The 25,377-nt window shown below is 59.8% G+C and carries 24 protein-coding genes; 13 read left to right on the top strand and 11 right to left on the bottom strand.

All coding sequences use genetic code 11. The features are described from left to right. Window position 1: 1 nt before the first annotated feature. Together BRA42_RS06110 and BRA42_RS06105 are read left to right on the top strand one after the other, a co-directional pair. Complete coding sequence (locus BRA42_RS06110) at window positions 2-523, top strand: transcription factor (protein ID WP_292410933.1); 522 nt, start codon at window positions 2-4, stop codon at window positions 521-523. Then, window positions 516-1,001, top strand: a complete 486-nt coding sequence (locus BRA42_RS06105) for an HDIG domain-containing metalloprotein (protein WP_292410932.1) — start codon at window positions 516-518, stop codon at window positions 999-1,001. The genes BRA42_RS06110 and BRA42_RS06105 overlap by 8 nt, the downstream gene beginning before the upstream one ends. Here BRA42_RS06105 and BRA42_RS06100 read toward each other — a convergent pair. The 3 genes from BRA42_RS06100 to BRA42_RS06090 all read right to left on the bottom strand — a co-directional run bounded on the left by BRA42_RS06100 (window position 994) and on the right by BRA42_RS06090 (window position 6,789). Further along, window positions 994-1,497, bottom strand: coding sequence for a regulator of amino acid metabolism, contains ACT domain protein (locus BRA42_RS06100; protein WP_292410931.1), 504 nt, complete (start codon window positions 1,495-1,497; stop codon window positions 994-996). The genes BRA42_RS06105 and BRA42_RS06100 overlap by 8 nt on opposite strands. Window positions 1,498-1,587: 90 nt before the next feature. Beyond that, window positions 1,588-5,817, bottom strand: coding sequence for a HEAT repeat domain-containing protein (locus tag BRA42_RS06095; protein ID WP_292410930.1), 4,230 nt, complete (start codon window positions 5,815-5,817; stop codon window positions 1,588-1,590). A 366-nt stretch (window positions 5,818-6,183) separates the two neighbouring features. Next, a complete protein-coding gene (locus BRA42_RS06090) occupies window positions 6,184-6,789 on the bottom strand; it encodes a helix-turn-helix domain-containing protein (RefSeq protein ID WP_292410929.1) in 606 nt (201 codons plus the stop codon). Between the two features lie 307 nt (window positions 6,790-7,096). On the opposite strand from BRA42_RS06090, the gene BRA42_RS06085 reads away from it, so the two are divergent. The 6 genes from BRA42_RS06085 (at window position 7,097) to BRA42_RS06060 (ending at window position 11,859) form a co-directional block, all read left to right on the top strand. Then, a complete protein-coding gene (locus BRA42_RS06085) occupies window positions 7,097-7,609 on the top strand; it encodes a hypothetical protein (protein WP_292410928.1) in 513 nt (170 codons plus the stop codon). Next, window positions 7,609-8,616: a hypothetical protein gene (locus BRA42_RS06080; RefSeq protein WP_292410927.1), complete on the top strand. Its 1,008-nt coding sequence runs from the start codon at window positions 7,609-7,611 to the stop codon at window positions 8,614-8,616. The genes BRA42_RS06085 and BRA42_RS06080 overlap by 1 nt, the downstream gene beginning before the upstream one ends. Further along, window positions 8,580-9,275, top strand: coding sequence for an HAD family hydrolase (locus tag BRA42_RS06075; protein WP_292410926.1), 696 nt, complete (start codon window positions 8,580-8,582; stop codon window positions 9,273-9,275). The genes BRA42_RS06080 and BRA42_RS06075 overlap by 37 nt, the downstream gene beginning before the upstream one ends. A gap of 201 nt (window positions 9,276-9,476) precedes the next feature. Next, entirely contained in the window at window positions 9,477-9,635 is a 159-nt protein-coding gene (locus tag BRA42_RS06070) for a hypothetical protein (RefSeq protein WP_292410925.1), read from the top strand. 11 nt (window positions 9,636-9,646) lie between these two features. Further along, window positions 9,647-10,402: a heparan-alpha-glucosaminide N-acetyltransferase gene (locus BRA42_RS06065; protein ID WP_292410924.1), complete on the top strand. Its 756-nt coding sequence runs from the start codon at window positions 9,647-9,649 to the stop codon at window positions 10,400-10,402. A 377-nt stretch (window positions 10,403-10,779) separates the two neighbouring features. Continuing rightward, window positions 10,780-11,859, top strand: a complete 1,080-nt coding sequence (locus tag BRA42_RS06060; protein ID WP_292410923.1) for a TerC family protein — start codon at window positions 10,780-10,782, stop codon at window positions 11,857-11,859. A 184-nt stretch (window positions 11,860-12,043) separates the two neighbouring features. On the opposite strand, the gene ade is transcribed toward BRA42_RS06060, so the two are convergent. Beyond that, on the bottom strand, window positions 12,044-13,690 hold the full coding sequence (ade, locus tag BRA42_RS06055) for an adenine deaminase (RefSeq protein ID WP_292410922.1): 1,647 nt from the start codon (window positions 13,688-13,690) through the stop codon (window positions 12,044-12,046). A gap of 8 nt (window positions 13,691-13,698) precedes the next feature. Then, window positions 13,699-14,058, bottom strand: coding sequence for a hypothetical protein (locus tag BRA42_RS06050; RefSeq protein WP_292410921.1), 360 nt, complete (start codon window positions 14,056-14,058; stop codon window positions 13,699-13,701). Between the two features lie 434 nt (window positions 14,059-14,492). On the opposite strand from BRA42_RS06050, the gene BRA42_RS06045 reads away from it, so the two are divergent. From BRA42_RS06045 to BRA42_RS06030, 4 genes are read left to right on the top strand one after another with little or no spacing between them, the layout of a single operon-like run. Next, window positions 14,493-15,371 carry a ParA family protein gene (locus BRA42_RS06045; RefSeq protein ID WP_292410920.1) on the top strand — a complete coding sequence of 293 codons (879 nt, stop codon included), beginning with the start codon at window positions 14,493-14,495 and terminating at the stop codon, window positions 15,369-15,371. Between the two features lie 3 nt (window positions 15,372-15,374). Further along, window positions 15,375-18,221, top strand: coding sequence for a methyl-accepting chemotaxis protein (locus BRA42_RS06040; protein ID WP_342770269.1), 2,847 nt, complete (start codon window positions 15,375-15,377; stop codon window positions 18,219-18,221). Between the two features lie 12 nt (window positions 18,222-18,233). After that, window positions 18,234-18,713, top strand: a complete 480-nt coding sequence (locus BRA42_RS06035) for a chemotaxis protein CheW (RefSeq protein WP_292410918.1) — start codon at window positions 18,234-18,236, stop codon at window positions 18,711-18,713. A 27-nt stretch (window positions 18,714-18,740) separates the two neighbouring features. Then, window positions 18,741-19,535 carry a CheR family methyltransferase gene (locus tag BRA42_RS06030; RefSeq protein WP_292410917.1) on the top strand — a complete coding sequence of 265 codons (795 nt, stop codon included), beginning with the start codon at window positions 18,741-18,743 and terminating at the stop codon, window positions 19,533-19,535. Between the two features lie 124 nt (window positions 19,536-19,659). Here BRA42_RS06030 and BRA42_RS06025 read toward each other — a convergent pair whose 3' ends face one another. Beyond that, a complete protein-coding gene (locus BRA42_RS06025; protein WP_292410916.1) occupies window positions 19,660-19,917 on the bottom strand; it encodes a hypothetical protein in 258 nt (85 codons plus the stop codon). A gap of 185 nt (window positions 19,918-20,102) precedes the next feature. Between BRA42_RS06025 and BRA42_RS06020 the strand changes: the two genes are divergently transcribed. Further along, window positions 20,103-20,702: a hypothetical protein gene (locus BRA42_RS06020; RefSeq protein WP_292410915.1), complete on the top strand. Its 600-nt coding sequence runs from the start codon at window positions 20,103-20,105 to the stop codon at window positions 20,700-20,702. Window positions 20,703-20,784: 82 nt separating this feature from the next. On the opposite strand, the gene BRA42_RS06015 is transcribed toward BRA42_RS06020, so the two are convergent. The 5 genes from BRA42_RS06015 to BRA42_RS05995 form a co-directional block, all read right to left on the bottom strand. Then, window positions 20,785-20,970 (bottom strand): hypothetical protein, encoded by a 186-nt coding sequence (locus BRA42_RS06015; RefSeq protein ID WP_292410914.1) that lies wholly within the window; start codon window positions 20,968-20,970, stop codon window positions 20,785-20,787. Between the two features lie 29 nt (window positions 20,971-20,999). Beyond that, window positions 21,000-21,251 carry a DUF7123 family protein gene (locus tag BRA42_RS06010; protein ID WP_292410913.1) on the bottom strand — a complete coding sequence of 84 codons (252 nt, stop codon included), beginning with the start codon at window positions 21,249-21,251 and terminating at the stop codon, window positions 21,000-21,002. A gap of 278 nt (window positions 21,252-21,529) precedes the next feature. Next, window positions 21,530-22,099, bottom strand: a complete 570-nt coding sequence (locus tag BRA42_RS06005) for a hypothetical protein (RefSeq protein ID WP_292410912.1) — start codon at window positions 22,097-22,099, stop codon at window positions 21,530-21,532. A 212-nt stretch (window positions 22,100-22,311) separates the two neighbouring features. Beyond that, window positions 22,312-24,147: a DHH family phosphoesterase gene (locus BRA42_RS06000; RefSeq protein ID WP_292410911.1), complete on the bottom strand. Its 1,836-nt coding sequence runs from the start codon at window positions 24,145-24,147 to the stop codon at window positions 22,312-22,314. 14 nt (window positions 24,148-24,161) lie between these two features. Further along, entirely contained in the window at window positions 24,162-25,367 is a 1,206-nt protein-coding gene (locus BRA42_RS05995) for a potassium channel family protein (RefSeq protein WP_292410910.1), read from the bottom strand. Window positions 25,368-25,377 lie beyond the last annotated feature (10 nt).

Raw genomic sequence — 25,377 nt, 5'->3', positions numbered from 1 at the left:
CATGGCATCCGTCGCTGAACTGTTAAACAATCCGGCGATCAACGCATACATCCTGCGCATGATCGGAGAGGAGGGTATCGAACTTCTCAGGCGGTTCCCCGAAGAAGGGGAACACAGTGACGAGGAACTTGCCGAGATTACCGGAGTCAACCTCAACACCGTTCGCCACACGCTGTACACGCTCTACGAGAAGCGCCTTGCCGAGTACCGGCGGCTGAAGAACGCCGAGACCGGGTGGCTCACCTACCTCTGGCATCTCCGCCTGGACCGTATCCACGACGTACTCGAAGAAGAGATCCGGGACGTGCTCGAACACCTTGATGTCCGGCTCGCCTACGAAGAAAAGAACGACTTTTACATGTGCAAGAACTGCGGCGCCATCTACACCTTCACGGATGCGGCGAACTGGAACTTCGAGTGCCCGAACTGTGAGAAGATGCTCGAACATTTCGACAATGAACTCATCGCCACTGCTCTCAGAAGAAGGGTCGACAAGATCAAGGAGAGCCTTGGAAGTGCGTGAGCAGGACTGTATCGACCTTCTCAGGCGCGCCGGGTGCTCCGAAGGCGTCATCGCGCACTGCAGGGCGGTGCGCGACCTTGCACTCGCCTATGCAACCGATCCGATCGTCGACCGCGACCTGGTCCGGATTGGTGCCCTGCTCCACGATATCGGCCGGGGAGTAACGCACGATATTCGCCACGCCGAGGTGGGCGGCGAGATATGCCGCTCGTTCGGTCTTGACCCGGGCGTCGTCGCCATCGTCGAGCGGCACATCGGTGCCGGGCTGACGGCCGACGAGTGCTCGCTCCTCAACCTGACGCCGCGCGACTGCATTCCGCAGACGCTCGAAGAGAAGATCGTCGCCAACGCGGATAACCTGGTGAAAGGGACCCGCGTCATCACCATGGAGGAGCGGCTGGGGCAGGCAATCGCCCTTCCGAGACGGCAGAGAAAGCGGATCTGCCGACTGGGGCAGGAGATGGAACTCTTCAGATAACCAGCCGCTGCACCTGCGGGAGCGCCCGCAGGTCTTCATAGACCGACGCCGGGACCCGCGACTCGTCCACGATCATCACGAGTCTCGGCTCTTCTGCGAGGTATGGGTCGGTGACGAAGATCTGGCGGATGGAAAGGTCGTGGTCGACAAGAACTTTGACCGCCGCGCCGACGATCCCTTTTTGATGTGCATCTTTCGGGTAGAGCGTGATCACCGAGAGGCCGAGGACCTCGGAGACCAGGGAGAGGTCTGGCACCGCGCGCATCCTGATGAAAAATTCACGCAGCCCGGGATTTTCAAGGATGCGGCGGGCGGTGGCGTCGACGACCCTGCGGTCGGTGTCGATCGCCCTGCCGATGTGCGTGTTGGGGATCTCGATGTCGTTACAGACAATGCGTCCCTCCTCATTGATGCCGAACCCGTTCTCAAGCATAAAACGGATTACCCGGCCCTGGGACGGTGAATCGGCAAACTCCCGTGAAATGTCGGCCCACATGCGGAAATGTTGGGACGGAACGCATAAATATACACCGAAGGCGCCAGCGGACGGCTCCCGGATTCTTGACGAAACCTCCCCTCTGCACCGCTACTCGCCCGATGCACCGCCGGTCCGCTCCCGGATCCGCTCCACCGCGTCTTCGGCAGCCTTCCTGACATACCAGTCCTCATCGTTGAAGATATTCCTGAGAGCCTCGACCGCCCGTGCATCCCCGATCTCGGCCAGCACATCCGCCGCACGCTTCCTGACATCGCCGTCCCCGTCGCCGAGAGCGGAGACGACGGAAGCCATGGCAGGGGCTCCGATCGCAACGAGCGCCGCCGCAGCCTCTCGCCGGTTGCTGTAGTAGTCGTCGTGGAGGAGGGTCATGAGCGCCGGGACCGACCGGGGGTCGCGCAATTCACCGAGGGCCATGGCCGCCCGCCGCCGGATGCTGTCGTCGCGGTCGTTGAGCACCGCGACAAGCGGCTCAACCGCCGCTTCGCCCACCCGGGCGAGATCGCTCCACTGCTCCTTCGCGATCAGGTAACGAACCGTCTCCTCCCCCGGCTCCGGGGACCAGCCCAGACGGTCGAGCGCATCCGCGGCCCCGGCACGGACACGGAAATGCCCGTCCGTGAGCGCACCGGGGAGCAGCCGCACCGCCGCATCGCCGATCAGCACAAGAGCCGTAACCGCACCCCTCCAGGCCGTATCGTTCCCCTCCCGGAGGACGGACAGAAGCGGCTCGACTGCCGCCTCGCCCAGCATGCCGAGCGCCCGCACCGCAACGCGCCCCACGCGCCAGTCGTCATGCAGGAGCGCATCGGTAAGCGGCTTGATGGACGTCGGGCTTCCGATCTTACCGAGCGTCGCCGCAGCTCCCATCTGGACCGCCGGGGAGCCCTCTCGAAGAGCCCGGACCAGCGGATCGACCGCGGGGTCCCCGATAGCGACAAGCGCACGCGCCGCTCCCAGGCGGATGCGCCAGTCACGGTCTTGAAGGGCGTCGATGAGCGGCACGACCGCGGGCGCCCCGATCAACTTGAGTGCCTCGACCGCCTTCCTCTGCCTGCCGTCCTGCTCCGTACGGAGTTCGTCGGTCAGTCGCGCGACCGCGGGAGCCCCGATCATGCCGAGCGCCCGGGCCGCACCCATCTGGATTGCGCTGTCGGGATCGTTGAGCGTCCGGATCAGCAGTTCGACGGCACCGGGCCCGGTCTCTGCAACAGAGGCCCACTGCTCCTTTGCGATCAGGTAGAGGACGGTCTCCTCCCCGGTCTCCGGAACCCAGCCGGCTCTACCAAGGACCTCCGCCGCGCCCAGCCGCACACGGTAGCGCTCGTCCGAAAGTGCTTCCATAAGGCCGGCCGTCGACGGTCTGCCGATCCGGGTGAGCGTATCGATCACCCCGATCCTGAGGGCACCGTCCGGATACCCCAATGCTCCGATAAGCCGGCCGATAGCGATATCGCCGAGGCCGACGAGCACATCCCCCGCCCGTTGTCGGATCCGGGCGTCGTCGCTCCCGAGCGCACCGACCAGGACATCGACACAAGGTTCGCCCATTGCCGCCAGGATCTCTGCCGTAATTTCGCCCGTGTCGGAAAGCCCGAGGGTTGGAACGAGCGCACCGGCAGCGGGGCGCCCGACCCGGACCAGCACCCCGGCGGCAGCCTGCCGGAGCGCATCGTCGCCGAGAGCACGGATCAGCGGATCTACGGCTGCTTCGCCGATCCGTACCAGCGTATCGCCTGCGAGCGCGGAACCGGCCTCATCGCCGAGCAGGCGGACCAGAGGAGGTACCGCAGGCGCCCCGATCCGGGCAAGCGCTTCCGCCGCACCCATCTGCACGCCGGGGTCCGGATCGCCGAGCCGCGCAACCAGGGGGTCGACGGCCGCAGCCCCGAGGGCCGGAGTGTCGGACCACCGCTGCAGCGCAATCAGGTAGACAACCTGCTCCTCCTCTCCTGCAGGAGCCCAGCCAAGCCTCCCGAGGACGGTGGCGGCCCCCATGCGGGTCAGGACGTTCTCATCGCGAAGCGCGGCGGCAAGCGACCCGGATGAGGCGTCGCCGATTCCGGTGAGCGCCGCCACTGCTCCCGTGTGCCCGTCGCCGTCCTCGCCGAGGAGGGAGATAAGGGGGCCTATCGCAGGCGCACCGATGCCGACCAGGGCGTCGACGGCTTTCCGGTGAAGGCGGTCGCCGCCGCTCCTGACGAGTTCAACGAGTGCCGGAACCGCTTCGTCCGCCCCGAGTCTGCCCAGCACCTCGACGGCATTCGAGAGGGCGGCACCGGTCCTCTCTTCAAGCAGCGCAAGAGTCGGAGGTACGGCTGGCTTCCCGATGGCAACGAGCGCATCCGCCACTGCCGGGGCAACGGCCTCGTCGGCAAGGGCATCCACGAGCGGCCCGACAGCCGCAGGATCGCCGATCTCGCCGAGCGTCGCCGCAGCTTCGCCGCGTATGCGGTCATCGCCGCCGTTGAGCGTCCGGATCAGGGGCTCGACCGCCGGCGCACCCATCAAGGCGAGTTCCACCCACTCCTCCCGGGCGATCAGGTACCATGCCCGTTCGGTGTCGCTCCAGGGCTCCCAGCCCATCCGATCCAGGATCGTAGCGGCAGGAGCACGGGACCGATCGGAGGTCAGTGCCTGGATCAGAGATGGGACCGCCGCGTCGCCGAACGCACAGAGGACGTTTTGGAGCGCCGCCTGCACGTCCGCATCCGCGCCGTCCAGGGCCTGGATACATGCCTCTATCGCCGGCTCCCCGATCTTTATCAGGGTTGCCGCCGCCGTATTCCGGAGGGAGGAGTCGGAAAGCAACCGGATGAGCGGATCGACCGCGGAAGACCCGATCTCTGCGAGTGCCATCGCCGCCAGCGGCCGCACCTCATCACCTGCTTCGCGCAGGAGATCGACCAGAGGACCGACCGCTGCACCGCCGACCTCCCCGAGGGTCCGGGCGGCATTCCACCAGATCTCCCGATCCGGAGACCGCAGGATGCGGATGAGAGGATCGATCACGGCTTCACCGTGTTCCGCCACATCGAGCCACGCCTCGGTGGCAATAAGATACCGGATTGTTCCGGCTTCATCAGGCGCCTTCCACCCGAGTTCCCGAAGAACAGAAGCGGCAGCCCTCCGGATGCCCCCGTCGGGCGCATCGAGAGCATCGACAAGGGCAGGGACAGCCGCCTCGCCGATTTCATGGAGGGCATAGAGGGCACCGAACTGCACTTCGTCGTCGGTGCCGGCAAGCACTGCGATGAGCGACGGCACGGCAGGTTCGCCGACACGCACAAGCGTTGCAGCCGCTCCTGCCTGCGTCCCGGGATCTCCAAGTGCAGCAATCAATGCCGGAATTGCATCTTCGCCGATCAGGGCAAGGGCTTCGGCGACACACCACCGCCTCCCGTCGTCCACAAGAGCAAGAGCCCGGATCAGAGGAGCCACGGCGTCGATTCCGCGCTCTGCGAGGGCATGTGCGGCGCGTTCACGGATACCGGCATCGTCACTGCCGAGGTCGTCGACGAGTGACGCAATGGGACGCTCTTCCACGACAGAAACTACCGCAGGTTCGTCAGGACCAGACTCATCCTCCGGCAGGCAGGCATCACGGACGAGGCCCGGAAGAGACGGTTCATCGCCCTTATCGTCGGAGTCGGGCGGTTTGAAGGGTTTGGAGTTCACCGGGAGCGGATCATCCATGGAACGCTCCGGAAAATTGTCCGGGTCGTCGGACGCGCCGTCATCCGGGCTGTGCCGTGGAGGAAGGGCAGGGAGCCTCTCCGCTTCGATCGGTTTGCCGGAAGAAAGGTCCGCACCCGGTTTCTCCCCGTAGATGAGGCTGTCAAACTGCCGAAGGGCCTCGGGGATCTTTTCAAATCTATTGAGAATATTTTCTTCGCCGTCAGCACGGGCGGGTTCGTCCGGCGCACTGGAATCCGGCAGGGAGGCGCCAGGGTCAGGGTCGTGACCCCCCGAATCGTCCTCCTTGCCGCCCCCTTCGGCGGACCTCTTCATCCGGTACCTGAGGAACGAAGATCCATTCGGCCCGAAGAGCCCGGGAAAGCATACAATGGGGCATGCTGCATCGATCGCCGGCACCGAAGACACCCCCAGTACCTCCGCTCCAAGAAAAAGGAGAATAATACAGGTGCCCCAGAAGATCGCACGCCAGAGGCCACACGATATCCCGAAACTGGCACGGTCATCGGGATGGGGCACCTCCCCACCTTCGCAATCTAACGGTTTTGCCGTAAAATCGCCGATACCCGCCATGGAATAGGCGAAAGAACAGTCCGGGAATACTCGTGGGCCCTCGACGCACATTAAGAGAACTATACGTCTAAAAATTAAAAATGTTTGTTTTATGTGTCTTATCAATAAGAAAAAATTTAAATAGATCATATTTCAGGAGAGCATATGGGGGGGTCACCCTCTTCCCGGGGCTCCTGCCCCGACGCCCAGGTAGCGCATATCCCTGACAAACAGATGGAAACGACATCGGGACCAGGCCAGATGAGATGCGAGGCACCGGAACGGATATCATACAGGACCGGACAGTGCGGCAGATCCATGCCCGGAAAAACGCCTGACGGTTATCCGGACAGGCGGTATGGCAACTGGCAGAACCGCTGGCGAACGACAGAAACGTTCAGAAAAACTATTGTTTTTCCGCCGTCCCATATGAACCGGTCAGAAACCTTCGTTCATGATCCGTTCAAGTTCTGAACGCTTGATCCGCCAGGACCCCCCACACTTGACCGCCGGGATCCGCTCCTCCCGGATGAACTCCCGGATCCGGCCGGGAGTGAAGTTAAGGGTCGAGGCGACGTCGTCGACGGTGAGCATCCTGTCGCCCGCGCTATGACGGCAGCCGCATCCGATCGTCTCCCAGTCCTCGTCCGGCAGCATGATGGTGATGACCGGTTCGCCGTCGTCTCCCGGCGAGACCGCGGCCTTGAAGGTGAGGTTGGGAACGAGCCCGTTCTGGTAGAGGCTGACCTGGAACTCAAACTCTTCTTTTGTTGTGGCAAAGGCCTTGGCCCTGAATGCATGAAGAGTATCCCATAAGTTCTCCGTGACGGTCTCCTGCGGGATATTCGGGAATGGAACCATACGCTCTGCGGCCCGTGCCGAGACTGCAATCGGGTAGGTGATGCCCGCATCCCTCCCCATCCTGGTGATCTCGATCAGATCCCCGTCGTCGATAGCATCCTGACGCGCTTTCCTCTGTTGATCCGGGTCCGCCAGTCCCCAGATCTCAGCCGGTGTCCGTAATTGTACTTTTCTCGTCTCCATGTGCCAGAATCTCTCCCGGGTATTTTCGCGCTCTTATACCACTGTGGGGGTATGGATCATAAAAGATTTACCAAATATTTTGCGGTATTTTGCGATTTCTTTAGCATCAAAGGCTTTGTTTAAGCACCCCGGCAGTGAAATGCCGTCACGATCCCGCATTCCATCTCATTCAGTTCCAAAATACATGCGAATTGAGCAGATCCGCCCAAGAAAACAGGATATCGTGCTCTGATTACCACTTTTTGATCTTTTTCCCGAAAGAGGGCTCCCGACAAAGCCTATATAGCAGCAGGATGAGTCTTGAGCAGTGATCTCTCCCGTGACACCCGCTTCCGGCGATGCCTACATAACACTTCTGGGACGCTCAACGTGGGCGCTCGTCAACGCTTATCATGCAGTCCTGCGGGAGAAGGGGTTGCGCCTCGAACGGGTCTCAATCGTCACAGAAGAGCCCTACGCGGGAGATGCATCGACCGCAGCCGAAGCAATCCGGGTAGTTTCAGAGGGATACGGGTTCACCCCGGCAATAGATGTGGAAATTCTGCCGGAATTGGACTTTATAAGGGCCGGACAGACAATCCGCTCGCTTGCCGCAGAATTCATCCGGCAGGGGCTCCGCGTGGCGATCGATATCACCTCGGGAAGGAAGGTTACGGTCGCCGGGGCGCTCATCGCGGTCTCACTTGCGGGGCTCGATATCCAGCACATCTACTACCTCTCCATGAAGAGCACCGACGACGTCGCAAAGCCGTATATGATGATCCCGCGCCAGGTCCAGAAGATCCGGGATATCATGGAGGATGCGAGAGGGGTGCCGTGATGCACGACGCGGTCATTCGGGAGGACGAGGTGCAGGTCCTCCTCAACAGTCTCGACGAAGTCCGTGTTTCGTATCCGCTCTATGAGGGGGATATTCTGGTCGCACACCCCGATGGAACCGGCTACGCCCTCGAACTACCCGCAACGCGCGAGACCTTCCAGAACTGGCTCTCCGGGTACGGGCCTATCGCCGGCGAACTTCCATCCTACGCCGACCTTCAGGAATGCATGTTTGCAAGCGGGATCGCGCGTTACACAAACCAGGCCGCCTTTGAATCGATGCGCGTATCCTATGGGCAGCTCAAGAAGGATGTCTTCTTCGGCCTGGATACGAACCTTTTCTACCACGGTTTTGCGTCGAACAACCCGGCGATCAACCACTCCTCCTACCTGATCGTCGATACCGTCCGGGACGAGATCACCTACGCCATCAACCGCAAGTACCCGGCGAAGACGATCGCGGAGATGGCGGCGTGCGCACCGGGCTCGCGGGAGTTCATCGGGGAACTCGAGAACAAGCGGACGAAGCGGTCCCGGAAAGCGGCCTACCTCGCGCTGAAGGAGTACCGGACCATCCGCGACCGGGCGATGGAGATCGCAGCGCCCGGCCCCCACACGCACCTGACGGAAGAGAACGACCGTAACATCGTTCGGGCGCTTCGGAAATTCGAGGAGGAACGGTATGCCCTCCCGGTTCTCCTCACCGCCGATATCTACATGGCCGACCTCTGCATGGCCGAGGGGCTCGAGTACTTCTACTTCGACCGCCCATATAGACTGGAGGGGGCGACCTGCACGGCAGAGGAATTCCGGCGGCTGATCTTCAACCTGGCCGCTGTCTTCGGGTTTATAGGCTGCAACGGTTTCACCGTCTTCGGGGAGTTCGGCGGGAAGGGCAACGACCTCGACGAACTGAAGGTGCGCTTTCGGGATGACGGGACATACCATGAATTCACAAGGGAACTGGAGATATGCAGGCGACTTGCGGCACTCGGCATAAGAAAGTAACGGCGGTCCTCTGCGACATGGACAACACGCTCTTTGACTTCGTCGGAGCAAAGCGGGAGGCATGCCGGTGCGTGGTCGACTACCTCGGGACCGGGGACCCTGAAACGCTCTTTTCGCAGTTTCTCCGGGGGACGTACGGGTTCGAGGACCATAGAAACATCCGCGACTATCTCAGAGACCTCGGGGTGTACGAGCCCGGGACGTTCGACGTCTGCTGCCGCACCTATGAGGACGTGAAACTCGATATGGTCGAGGCGTATCCGGGCGTCGAAGAGACGCTCCGGCGCCTCGCGGACGCCGGGATCGGGCTCGCGGTCGTCACCGACGCGGAGACGTTCCAGGCGCGTCGGCGGCTCAATAAAACCGGGCTCATCGATTACTTCGAGACCGTGGTGACCCCGGATATATCGGGAAAACGAAAACCGGAACCGGACTCCCTTATTTATGCCCTCCGGCGGCTCAATGCGGCCCCGGCGGAGGCGATAATGGTCGGCGACAGCCTGGTCCGCGACATCGCCCCGGGAAGGCACCTAGGCATGACGACGGCGTTTGCCGCCTACGGCGACTGGCGGCAGAGCCGGCCGGCGGAGATCGAGGTGGATATCGTCCTTGCAGCGTTTTCCGAACTCCCGGGCCACGTGGGCATCCCGGGCAGGTAGGTCAGCAAAGCGGCGAGTGGACCTGCGGTCCCGGGACATGCTGTGATGCGCAAGGCCGGGAGGAGGGCGGCCGTAATATAGGCAGAGGGCCCGGGCGGACACGGGAATAACAGTGCCATCCCCGACCCGGGGTAAACGCTTATCTGATTGCCGCCCCATGGACATAGGAGATGCTTACAGAGGATAACGGGGTGGTGAGATATGGGCAGGATCTGTAGCCCGTTTATCGTGATCGAGTGCAGTCGGCAGTGCGGCTTCACCCGTATCTACAACGAGCCTACCGAAGAGCAGAACAGAGAGATCGACGATCTGAAGACCTGCCCTGTCTGCGGCGCCCCCGTCCGGCGAAGATCTTTCTGACGGCCGGGACCATGCCGGGAGAGCGCTACTGGGAGATCGACGTCGCCCGGGGCGTCGCCGTCGTGACGATGATCGTCTTTCATGCGGCATTCGACCTCAACTTCTTCGGGGTGCTCCCGCTCGACGTCTCCGGGGGGTTCCTCCGGATGCTCGCCTACCTGACCGCGTCGACGTTCATCTTTCTCGTCGGGGCCTCGTTCACGATCAGTTACGCCCGGGCCGGGCGACGGCTCGCCGGGAGGGACCTTACGCTCAAGTATGTCCGGCGCGGTCTTACGATATTTTGTTACGGCCTCGTCATCACCGCCGTCACCCGGCTCTTCCTGCCGTCCGTCTACATCGTCTTCGGCATCCTGCACTTCATCGGCGTCGCCGTCCTGCTTGCCCCGCTGTTTGCCCGGTTCAACCCCATAAATCTCATCCTCACGAGCACCGCCTGCATCTTCGCGGGCTATATCGCCGACGCCGTTCCGGGGCCCTGGCCTCTTCTCTGGCTCGGGATTCACCCGGAGTCCTTCGCGAGCCTCGATTACGTACCGCTCCTCCCCTGGTTCGGCCTCGTCCTCCTCGGGATGGCCTTCGGGTCCCTCTTCTACCCGGACGGGAGGCGGGGGTTCTCATTCCAGGCGGCGGAGCCGGCAGCCGTCCGGCCGCTCTCGTTCCTCGGCCGGCACTCGCTCCTGATCTACTTCCTGCACCAGCCCTTCCTTCTCCTCGTGATCGCGGCCCTCGCGCCCGGGGCCATGTCGGGATCGGGGTTCTGGTGAGAGGGCTGGAGCGGTTTCAAGTGCGACGCAGGAACGGGGCAGAAAGTATTTTCGACGGGGGAGCAGAAATGATCAGGTGAGACGATGGGGTGCGGGACCGGTCACCGAAGAACTGAGATATTGCCTGATCGAGATTTTGATAAAGGTACTTCCGTCAGGGAGGGTTTTTCGACGATCCGCTCCCGCAAATCCGCACAAGAGGGGACACCTTGAAGAGAGTTCTAAAGGGGGCTACGTTGCCTATGGCAGGTGTGGCCCGGGAACGATGATGTCGCCCGGAATCTCAAGCAAAGCCGATCTTAAGTTCTATTTCCGCCCCGTTTTATCCCACAGGCATCCTGGCGTGACCGGGACGATGCCCCGGGTTGAGTGATCCTATGACAGAAATAATGGACGCAGCGTGGATCGTATTCATCATCAGCATAGTGGCGCTCCTGGCATTGGACCTCGGCGTCTTCAACCGCAAGGCCCATGTCATAAAACCAAGGGAGGCGCTCTTACAGGTCGCCGTCTTCATCTTCGCCGCGGTGATCTTCAATATCGGGATATATGCCTGGATGGGGCCCCAGGCCGGGCTGGAGTTCACCACCGGCTACATCATGGAACTGATGCTGAGCGTCGACAATCTCTTCGTCTTCGTCATCATATTCGCCGCATTCTGCGTGCCAGCAAAGGACCAGCATAAGGTGCTGTTCTACGGCGTCATAGGGGCTCTGGTGTTCCGTCTGGCGTTCATCATGGCAGGTGTGGCGCTGGTGGAGAGGTTCTCCTGGGTGCTCTACATCTTCGGCGCCTTCCTGATCCTCACCGGCATCAGGATGGTAGTCAAGAAGGAGGAGACAACGGTCGAGCCGGACAAGAACATCCTGGTCCGCGGGTTCAGGAAGATCATGCCGGTCACCCGGGACTACGAAGGCGACAGGTTCTTCGTCAGGAAGCCGGACCGGACCGGCAGGACGGTGCTCTGGGCCACCCCCATGTTCGTGACCCTGCTGGTGGTGGAGACCACCGACATCATGTTCGCGGTGGATTCCATCCCCGCCGTCATCGGCATCACCACCAACTCGTTCATCGTGTTCAGCTCCAATGCCTTTGCCATTCTCGGCCTGAGGTCGATGTACTTCGCGCTGGCGCACATCATGAACGCCTTCTGCTACCTGAAGTACGGTCTGGCCGGTATCCTCAGCTTTGTCGGTGTCAAGATGCTGATCGCCGATATCTACCACGTCCCGGTGGAGGTCTCACTTGCCGTCATCCTCCTGATCCTGGGGGTGGCCGTCGTCGCATCCATGATCCGGAACCGGCGCACCGGAACCTGTCCGGTGGTGGAGGAAGTGCAGGCCGGGGCCTGCCCCGCCCTCAAGAACCTCAATGCCGATGACGCCCCGGCCCTTACGGAAGAGACGGCCCGTTCAGGATCAAAAGACCAAAAGGAGCCCAAGAAAGACGACGAGTGACCTGTATTCAGCAGCGACTCGTCCCCGGCCACCGAACCTGGAAAGGAACGGTGGCCCGTTTTCTCTTTTCTGCATCACCATTCCTCCCCTCTCGTCCGGCTGCCCACCCGTCGAGACAACCGAACGCCAAAAACGATTGATTGTGAGAGAAAGAGCATCTGTCAGGTGCTCTCCCGCCCCCTCTTCACTCGCAGAAGATCGGGACGTCCGCAAAGGCCCGGACGTCGAAAACTCCCCGCTCCGTGACCCGCACCTCCGGGATGACGGTCAGGGCGAGGAACGAAAGGTACATAAAGGGATTCTCGACCGCTCCGAGCCGTCGGGCATGCGCCTCAAGAGCCGCAAGGCGTCTCACGACCTCATCGTGGGGGAGCGCCGACATGAGCCCGGCGCACTCGAGAGGAAGCACGGTCCTGTCATTGCCGGAGACCGCCGCAAGCCCCCCGCCGAGCCGGACCACCTCGCCGACGGCGTGAATGATATCCGCGTCGCCGACCCCGACGGCGACGATGTTGTGGGAATCGTGGGAGACCGACCCCGCTATCGCTCCATTCTGCAGCCCGAAGCCGTGAACAAGCCCGACACCGGAGCCGTTCGCCCGGTAACGGTCGGTGACGACCGCTTTAAGGATATCGCGGTCGGTGTCCGGGACCGCGGCGGCGTCCACCGGACAGCGCAGGTCCCGGGTCACGATCTGCCCGGGCACGATCCCGATCACCCGCGCCTCTCCCCGGCCGGTGATCCGGATGTCGCGGGGTCCCGGGACGCGGGCGTGCATGGGTGCCGCAGGACAGACCGGCGGGCGGTAACCGGCGTCGACCACCTCGACGCCGCGCTTGAACGTCCGCACGACACGGAAACGATCGGGGTCGTCGACGACGCAGAAGTCGGCGATCCTCCCGGGAGCGAGGGCGCCCCGGTCAGAGAGCCCGAACCGCCCGGCAGCGGAGAGCGTGGCCATACGGAGCGCCTGCTCGACTTTGAGGCCGCCTGCAACCGCCTTTCTCACACAATCATCGATATGCCCTTCCCCGACAAGCATGTCGGCGTGCCGGTCGTCGGTGGCAAAGCAGCACCGCGGCGCCGTGCAGGCGTTCACGAGCGGCAGGAGGTCCCGGAGGTTTTTCTCCGTCGACCCCTCCCGGATCATGACGTACATTCCCCGGAGGAGTTTCTCCCTTGCCTCCGCGAGAGTCGTGCACTCGTGGTCGCTTCTCGCCCCGGCGGCGATGTAGGCGTTCAGGTCCTTCCCGGAGAGGCACGGTGCGTGGCCGTCGATCACGGGAAAGAGATCCATCTTTGCCCGGAGGTCCCCGTCCCCGGCGAGAACGCCGGGAACGTTCATCACCTCGGCAAGCCCGACGACCCCCTCCCGCCCCCGGAATCGGGCGAGGTCTTTTGCCGTGAGCACGGCGCCGCCCATATCAAGGGGCGTTGCCGGGACACAGGAGGGGAGCATGACCAGGATGTCGAGCGGCGTTCGCGCTCCTTCGGCGAGTATATACTCGATTCCCGGCGCTCCGCAGACGTTCGCGATCTCGTGGGGGTCGGCGATCACCGTCGTCGTGCCGTGCGCAAGAACGAGCCGGGCATACTCCGCCGGCGTGAGAAGAGAACTCTCGATATGGACGTGGGCGTCGATCAGCCCGGGCACCACGTAGGTCCCCGCAAGGTCGTACTCCCGCTTCCCCTCGTACTCCCCGAGGCCGACGACGTAACCGTCCTTCACCGCAAAGTCCGCACGCTCCCAGACGCACGCAAACGGGTTGAAGACCTCACCTGCGGAAAAGACCGCATCCGCCGGTTCAAGTCCCCGGGCCGCCGCGAGCAATGCCGGGGTCAGGCTGCTACCCCCAGGTCGCGGATGACGGAGGCTCTCCGTTCGGTACCGACAAAGACGGTCAGGAAGGCCCTGTATGATCCGGGCTGCAGGTCAATCGGGATTGTATATTCGTTCTCTCCACGGTCAAGGTAAACATATCGTGCTTCGGAAAAGACCTTGTGCTGTTCAAGCGCGCTCACCTCCATGATCGTTACCTGGAGTACAGCGTTCTCAACAGGTTCGCCGGAATTCGTCACATGGATCTGCAGGGCATCGCCGCTGTAGGTCACCGCTTCAAATGTCGCAGATAAGCATCCGGCAGTCCCGATGAGAACAGTAAGGATCAGTATCAGAAAACCAACGTATTTGCTGGGCATTCGCTTGGAGAACCGGAGGGGCGCACCGTGCCGGTGTAGCGCGGGTCGGGCATCCTCCGCATTACTCTTTCACCTCTATTCATTCACCATTTTGATTGCTAATATTAATATATTGTGAAAAAAGCGCAAATTGCAATCATCCCGTTTTCCGGCCGGTCCGGTGAATGCACGCTCCATCCTCCCGATCGGCCCGGACCAACCCTGTCTCGCAGGAGACGTCGCTGCACACCTATCATCCGTCGAACACAAGAGCGGGAAGAAAATAGCCGGCCCCTGCCTCATGTCGATCCCTCCGTCCAGATGTTCCTCGCAGATACAAACCGGATTAATTAACAGGGTTTCTCAGTCATTTCAAAATCCAAAACATAACCCGCATACGTGAGTATCATAAAAGTAAGTTTAATAACCCGCATTTCAAATAGTGGTATTGAGGGGTGCTGGATATCACAACTGTAGCGTTCGCCCACCACAAAGGTGGCACCGGAAAGACGACATCGTGCCTCAATGTTGCGGGATACCTCCAGAAAGACGGAAAAAGCGTTCTGGTGGTGGACTGCGACCCGCAGGCCAATGCCACCACGGGACTCGGGATCGTCCCCGAAACCCTTGAACTGAGCATGTACGACGTCTTCATGAGCACGTTCGAAGGATTTCCGGACGTCGTGATTGAAGATATCATCATCCCTACGGCATCAGGGATCGACCTGGCCCCGGCAACCCTGGACCTCGTGGGGGTTGAACCCTATCTCTACGGTATCGAGGACAGAGCAGGGCTGCTCAAGGAGGCGCTCGCCCGGGTGAGGGATAACTACGACTTCATCCTGATCGATACGCCCCCGAGCATGGGCCAGTTCGTCATCAATGGACTCGTCGCAGCGGACCACACCATCGTCACCCTCGATTCCGGTACTTTTGCCCTCAGAGGTATGGAAGCCCTTTCAATGGTCTTTGATGACATTAGAGAGATGCTCGGAGAGGACGTCGTAGCGGATTTCGCCATCCTGACCCGCTGGAAGGGTTCAGGCAGCCAGGCGACCGGAACGCGCGGCCTCGCGCTCTTCCTGAAACGGATCTTCTCACCCGGCTCCTCCGCAGAAGAGGAAAAAGAGCAGGAGCGGCTGAAGACTTTTGAATCCGAGGTCAAAAAAACGTTCAAACAGGTATTCACCGTCCCCTACTCACCTGCAATCTATGAATCACAACAACGAGGACTTCCAATCTCCCACTACGCGCCCGAAAACGAGGCGGGCAGAGAGTACCGAGCAATAACAACTGCGCTCCTGGAACTGGACAATGAACATGATGAGGTGTAATCAATGACCGATAAACCTGGAAGGAAAGCACTATTCACCGGGCCGATTGTGCCGGGTACTGCAGGACAGAAGATAGAACAGGGGCCGGTGGTACTGCCGGAGGCCATCGAAGGTGCGCTCCACGCAGGGATCGACGGCGACGACTTGGCGAAGATCGACCTTGCCGGCGTTCCGGAGGAGTTTCGGCCGCTCGCAGTTTCGATTAATGCGCTGCTTGAGAAGACGCAGGAGGAGAAGCGGGACCTCCAGAACAGACTGGAGGCGGCAGGAGCCGCCCGGCAGCGGTCCGAGACGATCGTCCAGGAAAACCCTATGCCCATCCTGGTTGTCGACCCGCAGTTCAAAATTACCCTGGCAAACGCTGCTTATGCCGAGATGAGCGGGATCCCGGAGGGGCAGGTGCTCTCAAGGAGACTCTCGGACTTCAAGATACTCTCACTGAATGGTTCCGGCCTCCGGCAGGCCATCCGGGAGAGAAAACGCGTGTACGGGGAAGTCGTCGTCGAATTACCCTCGGGGACCCATACACTTGAGCAGTATGGCATTCCGCTTCTCGACGAGAAGAACGAGATCGAGAGCATCCTCATCATCTACAACGATCTCACCCGGCAGCGGGAGGGGGAGGAGGAAAGCCGGCGGATACGGCGCCGCGTCGATACGATGATCAAGCAGAACCCGCTTGCAATCGCGACGCTCCGCTCGGACAAGAGCCGGATCGATATCAACGACGAGTACGTCCGGATGTGGCGGGGGACCCGGGAAGAGACCCTTGCAAAGAAACTCTACGACTACGACATCACCATCCTCAACGACGTGCACTTCTACGCCTGCTACGAGACGAAGAAACCGGCACGAAGCGATGTCATGGTCAAGTGGCCCGACGGCGTGAAGAAATACCTCACCCTGAACGCCATCCCTATCCTCGACGAGAAGGGCGAGATCGAGATGGCCTTCTACGTCTGGAACGACTGGACCGACCTCCATGAGAAGGAGGAAGAAGTCAAGAAGACCGAATACCGGGTGGATGCGATGATCAAGCAGAACCCGCTTGCAATCGCGACGCTCCGCTCGGACAAGAGCCGGATCGACATTAACGACGAGTACGTCCGGATGTGGCGGGGGACCCGGGAAGAGACCCTTGCAAAGAAACTCTACGACTACGACATCACCATCCTCAACGGCGTGGACTTCTACACCTGCTACGAGACGAAAAAACTCGCCAGAAGCGACGTCATGGTCAAGTGGCCCGACGGCGTGAAGAAATACCTCACCCTGAACGCCATCCCCATCCTCGACAAGAAAGGCGAGATCGAGATGGCCTTCTACGTCTGGAACGACTGGACCAAACAGCAGGAAGAGATGGAAGAGATCAAGGAACTGCAGGAACAGACGGACGTCATGGTTCAGGAGAACCCGATGCCGATCCTCCTCTGGAACCCTGATGCGACCCTGAAGATGGCAAACAAGGCGTTCCTGAAACTCTCGGGGTACACCGAAGACCAGGCGTCGAGGCTCACCACACAGGACTTCAAATACCGTTCCCAGTCGGGACAGGGGATTCTCGACACTATACGGACACGGCAGGCAAGCCACGGAGAGGCAGCAATAGAGTTCCCGGCCGGCACCTACCTCCTTGATCGGCACAACATCCCGCTCCTCAACCGTACCGGCAATCTGGACTCGGTTCTCACCGTCTACAACGATATCACGGAGCAGCGGGAGAGAGAAGAGCAGGTTAAAAACCTGATGGAGACTGCAAAGCAGGAGAAAGAGAGACTCGCCGAAAGCGCCGAAGAGCTTGGGGAAGCACTCGCCGCCATGGCACAGGGCAACCTGACGGCGTTTGTGAATGCAGGAAACGACGACCCGCTCCAGGTCGTCAAGAACGATTACAACGCTTCGCTGACCGCCATCCGCACACTCCTCGGAGAAGTGGCAAAAACAGGGCACCAGGTGGACCTGACGACAAAAGAGGTCAGCAAGAGCACCGACGAGATCATCCGGGCCACCGAGCAGGTTGCCACCTCGACACAGCAGTCGTCGGAAGATGCACGCCGGCAACTCGACAAGATCGAAGAGATCGGGAAGGATATCAACGACCTCTCGGCGTCTATCGAGGAGATCGCAAGCACGTCGCAGGAGGTCATGGACCAGGCCGCAAAGGCGTCGGAAGAAGGGAAAGAAGCGGCCTCGCTCGGCGAAGTCGCGGCGAAGAAGATGCAGCTTGTTGAGGGGATCTCCAAGCAGACCGTAGACGAGATCAGCACCCTCAACAACCAGATGCGGGAGATCAACAATATCGTCAAGTTGATCGCCGACATTGCCAACCAGACAAACCTCCTTGCGTTGAACGCCGCAATCGAGGCCGCCCGCGCCGGAGAGCACGGTCGTGGATTCGCCGTGGTCGCAGGCGAGATCCGGAACCTTGCCGGGGAGTCCAAGCGTGCGAGCCAGGATATCGAGGACCTGATCCGGACGATCCAGGCCAGCACCGAGAAGACCACCGGTTCGATGCAGGCGTCTCATCAGGAGATCCAGGCAGGCATCGAGAGCGTCAACAAGGTCATTGTGGGCTTAAACCGGATCGTCAACAGTGTGGAGGTAGTCGCCCACGGCATCACCGAGATCTCGAAGGCCACCGAAGACCAGGCCGGCTCCACCAACGATGTCATGCAGAAGATGGACGAGTCCAACCACATGACCAAGGAGAGCCTGGACCGCACCGAAGACATGGCGGCGCTTGCAGAAGAGGTCAGCGCCTCAACGCAGGAGGTCGGGAGCGCATCTCACGAACTGGCAAGTATGGCCGAACAGATGGAAGCGGCACTCAAACAGTTCAAGATTAACTAGAAGGAGGAGACGATGACAGCACCCGTAGACGTTGTAGAGTTCCAGCTCGGGGAGGAACACTACGCGCTGGACATCCAGATTGCGCGGGAGATCGTGGAGATGATGCCAATCACTCCCCTCCCCCGCGCTCCCGAGTACCTTGCGGGTATCATCAACCTGCGGGGCGAGATCACGAACATCATCGATCTCAGAAATCTCCTCGGGCTCCCGGAATCGGAAGAGGCCGATAGCCGAAAGATCATCGTGCTGATGCCGGACGTAGCAGGCGGGTCGAACGTGGGGATCATCGTCGACGATGTTCACGGCGTCATTTCGGTTCGTGACGACCAGATAGAACACATCAATGAAGGTATCACATCGTCGATCAGCAGTTACGTCAAAGCAATCATCAAGATCGGGGGCGAAGATGACGAGAAGATCGAGACCCTCATCATCTGGCTCAATGTCCAGAAAGTGATCAGCGACATCGGGCACTACCAGAACGCTCCGTAAAGCGTCCGGGACGAGAGAAAGAACGGCATGGACGCATTTGCATCACTCCAGAGGAGCATCGAGAAGCTGGTCCAGATCCAGTGTTCAAACTATAAAGAGGATTACATCAAACGGCGTATCCTCTCGCGGATGCGCCTGACGAATACTGCAGATTACGAGGCCTATCACAAGTATCTCCTCGCAAACCCGGAGGAGATCAATCTGCTCCGCAATGCTCTCACCATCAACGTCACCAAATTTTTCCGGGACACGGAGGTCTTTGAGGTGATACGACGGGACGTGTTGCCGGACCTTGCGCGTCGGAGAGACACGATCAGGATCTGGTGCGCCGGCTGCGCCACGGGTGAAGAGCCCTACTCGATAGCGATCCTCGTACACGAACTTATGGCACTCCATCCGGGGGTCAGCGTAACGATATACGCGACCGATATCGACGCCGTGGTGCTGCAGAAAGCCGCGGCCGGGATCTATGACAGAAAGGCGCTCGAAAATGTGGATGAGAAGAGAATCCGCAAGCATTTTATCAGCCATGACGATGGTAAGTTTGAAGTGCGTCCTCACATCAAAGACCTCGTCAAGTTTCGGAAACACGACCTGATGTCGGGCGTTCCCATCGCACGATACCTTGACGCCGTCACCTGTCGGAACGTCACCATTTACTTCACGGAAAAGCAAAAAAATGACCTGACGCACCTTTTTTACTCCGCACTTGCGAACGACGGCTTCTATATCATAGGTAAAACGGAGTACCTTTCAAGGGAGGTGGAGAGCCTCTTTACGCCGTACAACACGATGCAAAAGATATTCCGAAAAGCTGCATAGGGAGAGATCGTAATCGTCCCAAAAAGGTCCGCAAACCTTTTTTTGTACTACCTTGATCAAAACGCTTGCATGTCATGTGTTTGCCATCCGGGCCTTGGCAGAGCAGAATTTTGGGACAACCTCATTACCAGCGGTGGCCGGAAGAGTCCGTGTCCGTCTCGGTTTCGTCGAACTGCGACATCCGGTGCATGAACGCCTTCCGGGCCTGGTAACGCCTCAACTCAGAGAAGAGCAGGTAAAAATTTACTCCGACGACGACGATGATGAGCATGAGGCTGACCCAGAGCTGGCTGTCGCTCTGGGTAATGAAGACCGCTACGAGGAGCACCACAAACGAGAGCAGATAAAAGATCACCCACGTGCGAACCTCAGTGACGTCCATGCTCTCATCAGGACATTGGAACTGCCTCTGTATTAACGGTTCCGTTTTAAAACCTCAATCGAGAGGGGATACATGATAAAACCGGGATTATTCAAATCTCAAACGACAATTTCCACGATTACCAGGGGAGAATACAGATCTCAAACCAGAAGGTCTTTTGCCTTGTACTCCCTCCTACTATACCTGTGGATAAAGGCGACGCATTGAGCATCGTTGCTGCCCTGATCATCGTCTCCGCAATAGCGGTGATATTTCGCCCGCCTGTAGCGGATGCGGGGTCGGAAATTCCGGAAAACATCCCCCCGCCGCCCACCGTCACCGCTGCCCCTGCGCCGACATCGCCCGTACCGCCCGAACCTGCCAGGCTCACCTATACGGCCGGGTTCTGGAGTTACCCCCTCTGTCACCTCCCCGATAATCTCACGTTCTATGGGGGTTCCGACCCGCCATGGAAGGAGACCACGAAGATCATCCCGTTCGCGTACATCGAGGAAACAAGAGGAGGCATCACCGAGGCATTCCATGTGCCCTACGCGATCTGGAGGCTGAACTGCAGTTTCTCTTCAACGGTAAGGCCTGAAGCGGCACACTTCAGGATGGCACTTGTGGAACTCGAGAGCGGGACCATTGTAGAAGGGGCCGACCTGCATTACCCGGGCGGCATCATCAAAAACGTCGAGAGGGGCGGTAAGGACTTCTACGTCATCGTCAGTGTGGATGAGGTCGACTCCTACCGCATCACTCTGGAGACGCTCCCTGAATACCTGGAAAATCCTATCGAATAGAACCTCTTTTCCCACGCACCGTGAACGTGTTGGGGTCCCATCCGCGACGAGGAGGGGGGCCCCAACCGCAGCGAGCCTTAACTCAGATCTTTTCGACCGTGACCCGGACACGGTCTCCGGCCTGTATACCGTGCCCCTTCGGGACATCGATATTAAACCAGAGCACAGCAGGGTTCTCGTGACTCTTGTCCTGGGACATGAGGCAGTCTTTGTGGTCGTTGATGGTGGCCACAAACTCGACAGGTGCTTCGAACTCGACGATCTTCATGCCGTAGAGTACGGCGTTCCAGAATAAAACTATGCTGCCCGGGGGGTAACACGCCACGTCGTACTGTTCGAGTAACTCCAGCGCTTGATATCCAGCTCGTCGCAGATCTCCGAGAGGATAGCAAGGTTGATCCCGACTTCTTTCGGGGAAAGACCCAGGTCCGTCGCGATATACTTTGATTTGAAGTAGGATTTGCCTGTCTTCAGCCCGGATTTGAGGTGGTACAGGATCTTCCTCTGGGTATCGGTATATTTCTCTTTAATTCGATCTTTTGTCGACATCGACTCATTCCCTCGTGAGCAAGTGCTTTTTGTAGCGAGCACTATAAAAACCTACTCATTTGACACCAAAATATCTCCATAGATCTATACAAATCACCGGATATTATTGTGCATCGGCGCGCCGAACGGTGAGGCGAGGCGGTCGATATGCCGGAAGGGGTGGGACTGGCCCCCTCTTTTATCGGGGCTGCATAACGGTGGAGCGCCCGGTATAGGCGCCGTTGACCCGGAGACGCGGCCGTCCGGCACCGATCCGGTAGGAACCCTGTATCCTCTCGTTACTTCCTGTTCCTCCGCATCACGACAAGGAGCCCGGCTACTGCAACCGCCGTAACGACGCCGACAAGCGAGAGAGGGGCGGTAGCTGTCGGGCTTACGTTGACCTGTGCCGCCTGTATCGGCGTGAAGGTCGGCATCTCGGCCGTTGAAGTCTCTGCCGGTGTCGCTTCCGTCGTCACCTCATCCGTCCCGATGATGATGGGCGGTCCGGTCTCCACAGCAGTCTCGTTGAGAGTCTCGTTGCCCGGGGTTTCGTTAGCCGTTTCGTTGGTTGTCCCGTCAGCCGGGGTTTCGTTGCTCGGAGTCTCGTCCGGAGTCACGTCGTCCAGAGTCTCATCGACAACGGTTTCGTTGATTGTCTCGTCATCCGGAGTTTCGTTGCTCAGCGTCTCATCCGGAGTTGCCTCCGGAGTCGCATCATCCGGAGTTTCTTCGGGGGTCGGGGGGAGAGTCCAGGTCAGAGGTTCTGCGGATGCCGTGCTCTGGGCCGTCACGGGAAACATAAGGGCCGCTGCTGTCACGAAGAGCACTACCAGGAGTCCTCTCCATGTCCATCGATTTCCTGCCATGAGGACCCCGATTCGGTATAAACCTATTTTTATATTTCGGTATCAATCAAAGATACACCGGTAGTGGTTCTCCCAGACATAGCAATGCTGGAGAGATCGTTATACGGAAACAAGCGCCGTAAGAAGACACAGTGCCCGTGAAAAGACCCGAACCAGGGCCGCAAAAGAGAAGAACCCGGCAGAGAGGAATATCAGCGAGAAAGAAGTAGCGATCAGATTGGTGCTTCGCCAATCTTCTGGATCAGGCTATCCAGTACCACATCGCGCATTCCCTCGACGAACTTGATGCTCCCGACGACAAGATGACCGCCGCCGCTCACCCCGCCGCCGGAGATCTCACTATGGAGTTCGCGCACCATCCGGGGTATGTTCATCATGACGCCCCGGGAACGCAAGACGGCAAAGTCCGGCCCGAACCCGATCGTGACGACCGGCTCTCCCGGATGCGCTTTGACCAGCCGGTCATGCACCTCTCCCGAAGTCTTGCCGGGCGGCGGGAACGTGAACCTGTGAGCGAAGATCTCCACATCGAGCATGAAGAGATGAGCCCCGTTCTGCAGCACCCGGCTCTCGACGTGGGGCATGATGGCACTGAGTTGCTCCTCGATCGCGTGATTTGCCTCTTCGACCAGCAGGTCGACGAACTGTTCATGGCGTTCTGGCTTACCGGAGAGGTTCAGGATATCTTTGACAAGTTCTCTCCCATCGCCGAACCGGAGCCAGAATTGCTCATAATCGAGTGCCAGAGCAATATCGCGGCAATCGTCCTCCGAGTAGCCGGGTGCGGCCACCGCGAGGTAACGGGCACGCTCCGGTGCTTCGCTCCGGTCGCCGACCCCCGCAATCGCCGGCAGGTGCCGGATCTGGTCCTCGATCGCCGGGTTGACCATGCGGGCGATCTCCGTTCCCAGCATCCCGGCCGTGATCCCGTAATCTCCCCCCGCCAGATAGGGGTTCACGTGCCCGATCAGGTAATCATCCACGACCTTATCGGGATGGTGGTGGTCCACAACCATCACCGGGAGACCGTAGATCCGGGTCAACTTCAGCGACGGCATATCCTCCTCGGTGGACCCGTTGTCCATCAGGAGGATCAGCGGCATCTTCTGTCCGTAGCGGACGTTGTCCTTGAGAGCGAAGTCGAGGTCGCGCGTGATGTCCTCCACCTCGTAGAACGGGGCTTTGGACGGCGACCGTTTGAAGAGGAAGTACTCTGCATCGAAGTCTCCGGCGCTCTCACGGAGCAGCGCGGTCACCGCCTGCTCAATAGCAACGGCAGCACAGATCCCGTCAGCGTCCGCATGGTGCCGGAGGATAATCGGCCTCGCGGTCAGGACCGCCTTCCGGATCTCCTTTGCCACCTGGCGCATCCGGGGCCGGAGAGCGTCAAGGACCTCACTCTCAATAAGGAACGGAAGGTCGGGCGGTTCCGCACGCTTCTCAAGCGCCGCATCGATACGCCCCCGGACCTCGCCCGCGTCCCCCGGGTCCATGACCGCCATGGACCTGGCCTCGATCTGGAGCTGGTTGTTGCGCTGCATCACCTCACCCGTGAGGGAAACGATATCACCGAGGTTCACCTCAGGGTAGGCGCGGACACCCGCCTCGATGAATGCAGCCGCGTTTGCGGTGCCGGATTCGTCCACGACCGTAAAGATCGTCGGTCCCGATGTTTGCTTGATCTGGGCGATCTCGCCCTCGATCAGTACCGTCCTGCCGATCTTCTTCCCGATATCGGAAAGAAGCACATTCGTCGTCTTCTTGTTCACGTTCTGGGTCTGGTAGACGGTCGGCGTAACCTCTTCAAGGTCGATGTTGCCGTTGCTCCGGATCTGGAGGACGTGAACGATGATCGGGTCGCGCTCGGTATGCTGCAACTTTACATTACTCTTATGAACGAGCCCCTTAACCCGATCATTCAACTGGACGAAGACGCCGAACGGGGCGAAACCCTGCACCCGTCCAAGATACGTCTTTCCTTCTTCCACCTCGTCGAGGTCACAGTTCGCCCCGAGGCGATAGACAATCATGTCGTTTGTATCTTCCATAACAGTTCACCAAATCATTCTTCTTCGGGCACCCTGGCGGGGTATCCGGCAAGTTCATACAACCGGCACTCACCATCCCGTCTGCCCTTGGCGATGATAATATCACCGCTCGCTAGTCGGACATCCTTCCCCGGGCGGTAGACCCACCGGTCGCGGTGTTTGATGGCGAGCACGACCATCCCGGTCACCGTCGAAAGCGACGCCTCCTTAAGGGTCCGCGCCACGAGCAGCGACGAGCCGGCCACAGGAACCCGCGTGATAATCTCATCCGACTCACGGACGATCTTCTTAAAGACCGGCGGGACCTCAATATCACGCAGGATTACGTCGACAATGGCGTGGGCAGAATCACTGATCCCCTGTGCAAAAGAGGACATATACAAAAGACCCCGGAGGTAGCGCACATCGTCGATCTTTCGCGCCGCTTCAAGGATCCAGAGGTCCAGGTCGTAGCGCATGTCGTCGAGCGTCGAGTCAAGGGCGACCACCTCGTGCGCGACCTCCTTGTTGTTGAAGAGCAGGGAGGTGTATGCCAGTCCAACGGAGAGTTCCGAGAGGTTTTTCATCTCGATGATCAACTGGACCGCCCGGTCAAGGTCATCGACCTCGGCCGCATGCGAGGATTTTCCCGGGGCGCATTCCGTCACCCCCGCCATCCGGGAGAGGATAGCCGCTCCGGCCTCCGAGCCCCGCGATATCAGGATGTCGCCGCTCTCCACCCGGGTGGTTTTATCGGGGTCGTAGATCCAGCCCCTCCCGCGACGGATGGCAATCACCTGCATACCCGTCGTACTCTGGATTTTAAGTTCGCCGAGCGTGCGGCCGACAAGTTCGCTTCCCTGGCCGACGATAACCCGGGTGACAATCTCTTCAGCTTCGGGAAAGACGCGCTTGAGTTTTGCCGGGAACCTGATGTCTTTCAGGATAAGTTTTGCTACGTCGGAAGCCGAGTTCGCAATTCGCTCCGCTGCCTCAGCCACCTGAAGCATACCGCTCATCGCTTCCGCCTCTTCGAGCCTTCGAGCACCAAGGACGCTCTGAATTCTGGCCTGATAAACCAGTTTATTCATGCTTTCCTCGAGATTAATCACCTCGAGCGCTATCTCTTTGCTGTCGAAGAGTATCGCAGAATAGGCGAGGTCAACCATCAGTTCCGAGACGTCCTTCATCTCGATCAGAACGTCTTTGAAGCTGATCGGCTGATATTCACGTTCCGTCATGGGTCTGTCA

The organism is Methanoculleus sp. UBA374, from assembly GCA_002508705.1.
Lineage (GTDB): Archaea > Halobacteriota > Methanomicrobia > Methanomicrobiales > Methanoculleaceae > Methanoculleus > Methanoculleus palmolei.
The sequence above is the reverse complement of the archived record's forward strand: the minus strand, read 5'-3'. Positions and strand labels throughout refer to the sequence as shown.

What these genes read in the sequence shown, in the direction of transcription:
- BRA42_RS06110 (WP_292410933.1), top strand. Translation starts at nt 2, where the DNA reads ATGGCATCCGTCGCTGAACTGTTAAACAATCCGGCGATCAACGCATAC.
- BRA42_RS06100 (WP_292410931.1), bottom strand. Translation starts at nt 1,497, where the DNA reads ATGTGGGCCGACATTTCACGGGAGTTTGCCGATTCACCGTCCCAGGGC.
- BRA42_RS06095 (WP_292410930.1), bottom strand. Translation starts at nt 5,817, where the DNA reads ATGTGCGTCGAGGGCCCACGAGTATTCCCGGACTGTTCTTTCGCCTAT.
- BRA42_RS06090 (WP_292410929.1), bottom strand. Translation starts at nt 6,789, where the DNA reads ATGGAGACGAGAAAAGTACAATTACGGACACCGGCTGAGATCTGGGGA.
- BRA42_RS06080 (WP_292410927.1), top strand. Translation starts at nt 7,609, where the DNA reads ATGCACGACGCGGTCATTCGGGAGGACGAGGTGCAGGTCCTCCTCAAC.
- BRA42_RS06075 (WP_292410926.1), top strand. Translation starts at nt 8,580, where the DNA reads ATGCAGGCGACTTGCGGCACTCGGCATAAGAAAGTAACGGCGGTCCTC.
- BRA42_RS06070 (WP_292410925.1), top strand. Translation starts at nt 9,477, where the DNA reads ATGGGCAGGATCTGTAGCCCGTTTATCGTGATCGAGTGCAGTCGGCAG.
- BRA42_RS06065 (WP_292410924.1), top strand. Translation starts at nt 9,647, where the DNA reads ATGCCGGGAGAGCGCTACTGGGAGATCGACGTCGCCCGGGGCGTCGCC.
- BRA42_RS06060 (WP_292410923.1), top strand. Translation starts at nt 10,780, where the DNA reads ATGACAGAAATAATGGACGCAGCGTGGATCGTATTCATCATCAGCATA.
- BRA42_RS06050 (WP_292410921.1), bottom strand. Translation starts at nt 14,058, where the DNA reads ATGCCCAGCAAATACGTTGGTTTTCTGATACTGATCCTTACTGTTCTC.
- BRA42_RS06040 (WP_342770269.1), top strand. Translation starts at nt 15,375, where the DNA reads ATGACCGATAAACCTGGAAGGAAAGCACTATTCACCGGGCCGATTGTG.
- BRA42_RS06035 (WP_292410918.1), top strand. Translation starts at nt 18,234, where the DNA reads ATGACAGCACCCGTAGACGTTGTAGAGTTCCAGCTCGGGGAGGAACAC.
- BRA42_RS06030 (WP_292410917.1), top strand. Translation starts at nt 18,741, where the DNA reads ATGGACGCATTTGCATCACTCCAGAGGAGCATCGAGAAGCTGGTCCAG.
- BRA42_RS06025 (WP_292410916.1), bottom strand. Translation starts at nt 19,917, where the DNA reads ATGGACGTCACTGAGGTTCGCACGTGGGTGATCTTTTATCTGCTCTCG.
- BRA42_RS06015 (WP_292410914.1), bottom strand. Translation starts at nt 20,970, where the DNA reads ATGAAGATCGTCGAGTTCGAAGCACCTGTCGAGTTTGTGGCCACCATC.
- BRA42_RS06010 (WP_292410913.1), bottom strand. Translation starts at nt 21,251, where the DNA reads ATGTCGACAAAAGATCGAATTAAAGAGAAATATACCGATACCCAGAGG.
- BRA42_RS06005 (WP_292410912.1), bottom strand. Translation starts at nt 22,099, where the DNA reads ATGGCAGGAAATCGATGGACATGGAGAGGACTCCTGGTAGTGCTCTTC.
- BRA42_RS06000 (WP_292410911.1), bottom strand. Translation starts at nt 24,147, where the DNA reads ATGGAAGATACAAACGACATGATTGTCTATCGCCTCGGGGCGAACTGT.
- BRA42_RS05995 (WP_292410910.1), bottom strand. Translation starts at nt 25,367, where the DNA reads ATGACGGAACGTGAATATCAGCCGATCAGCTTCAAAGACGTTCTGATC.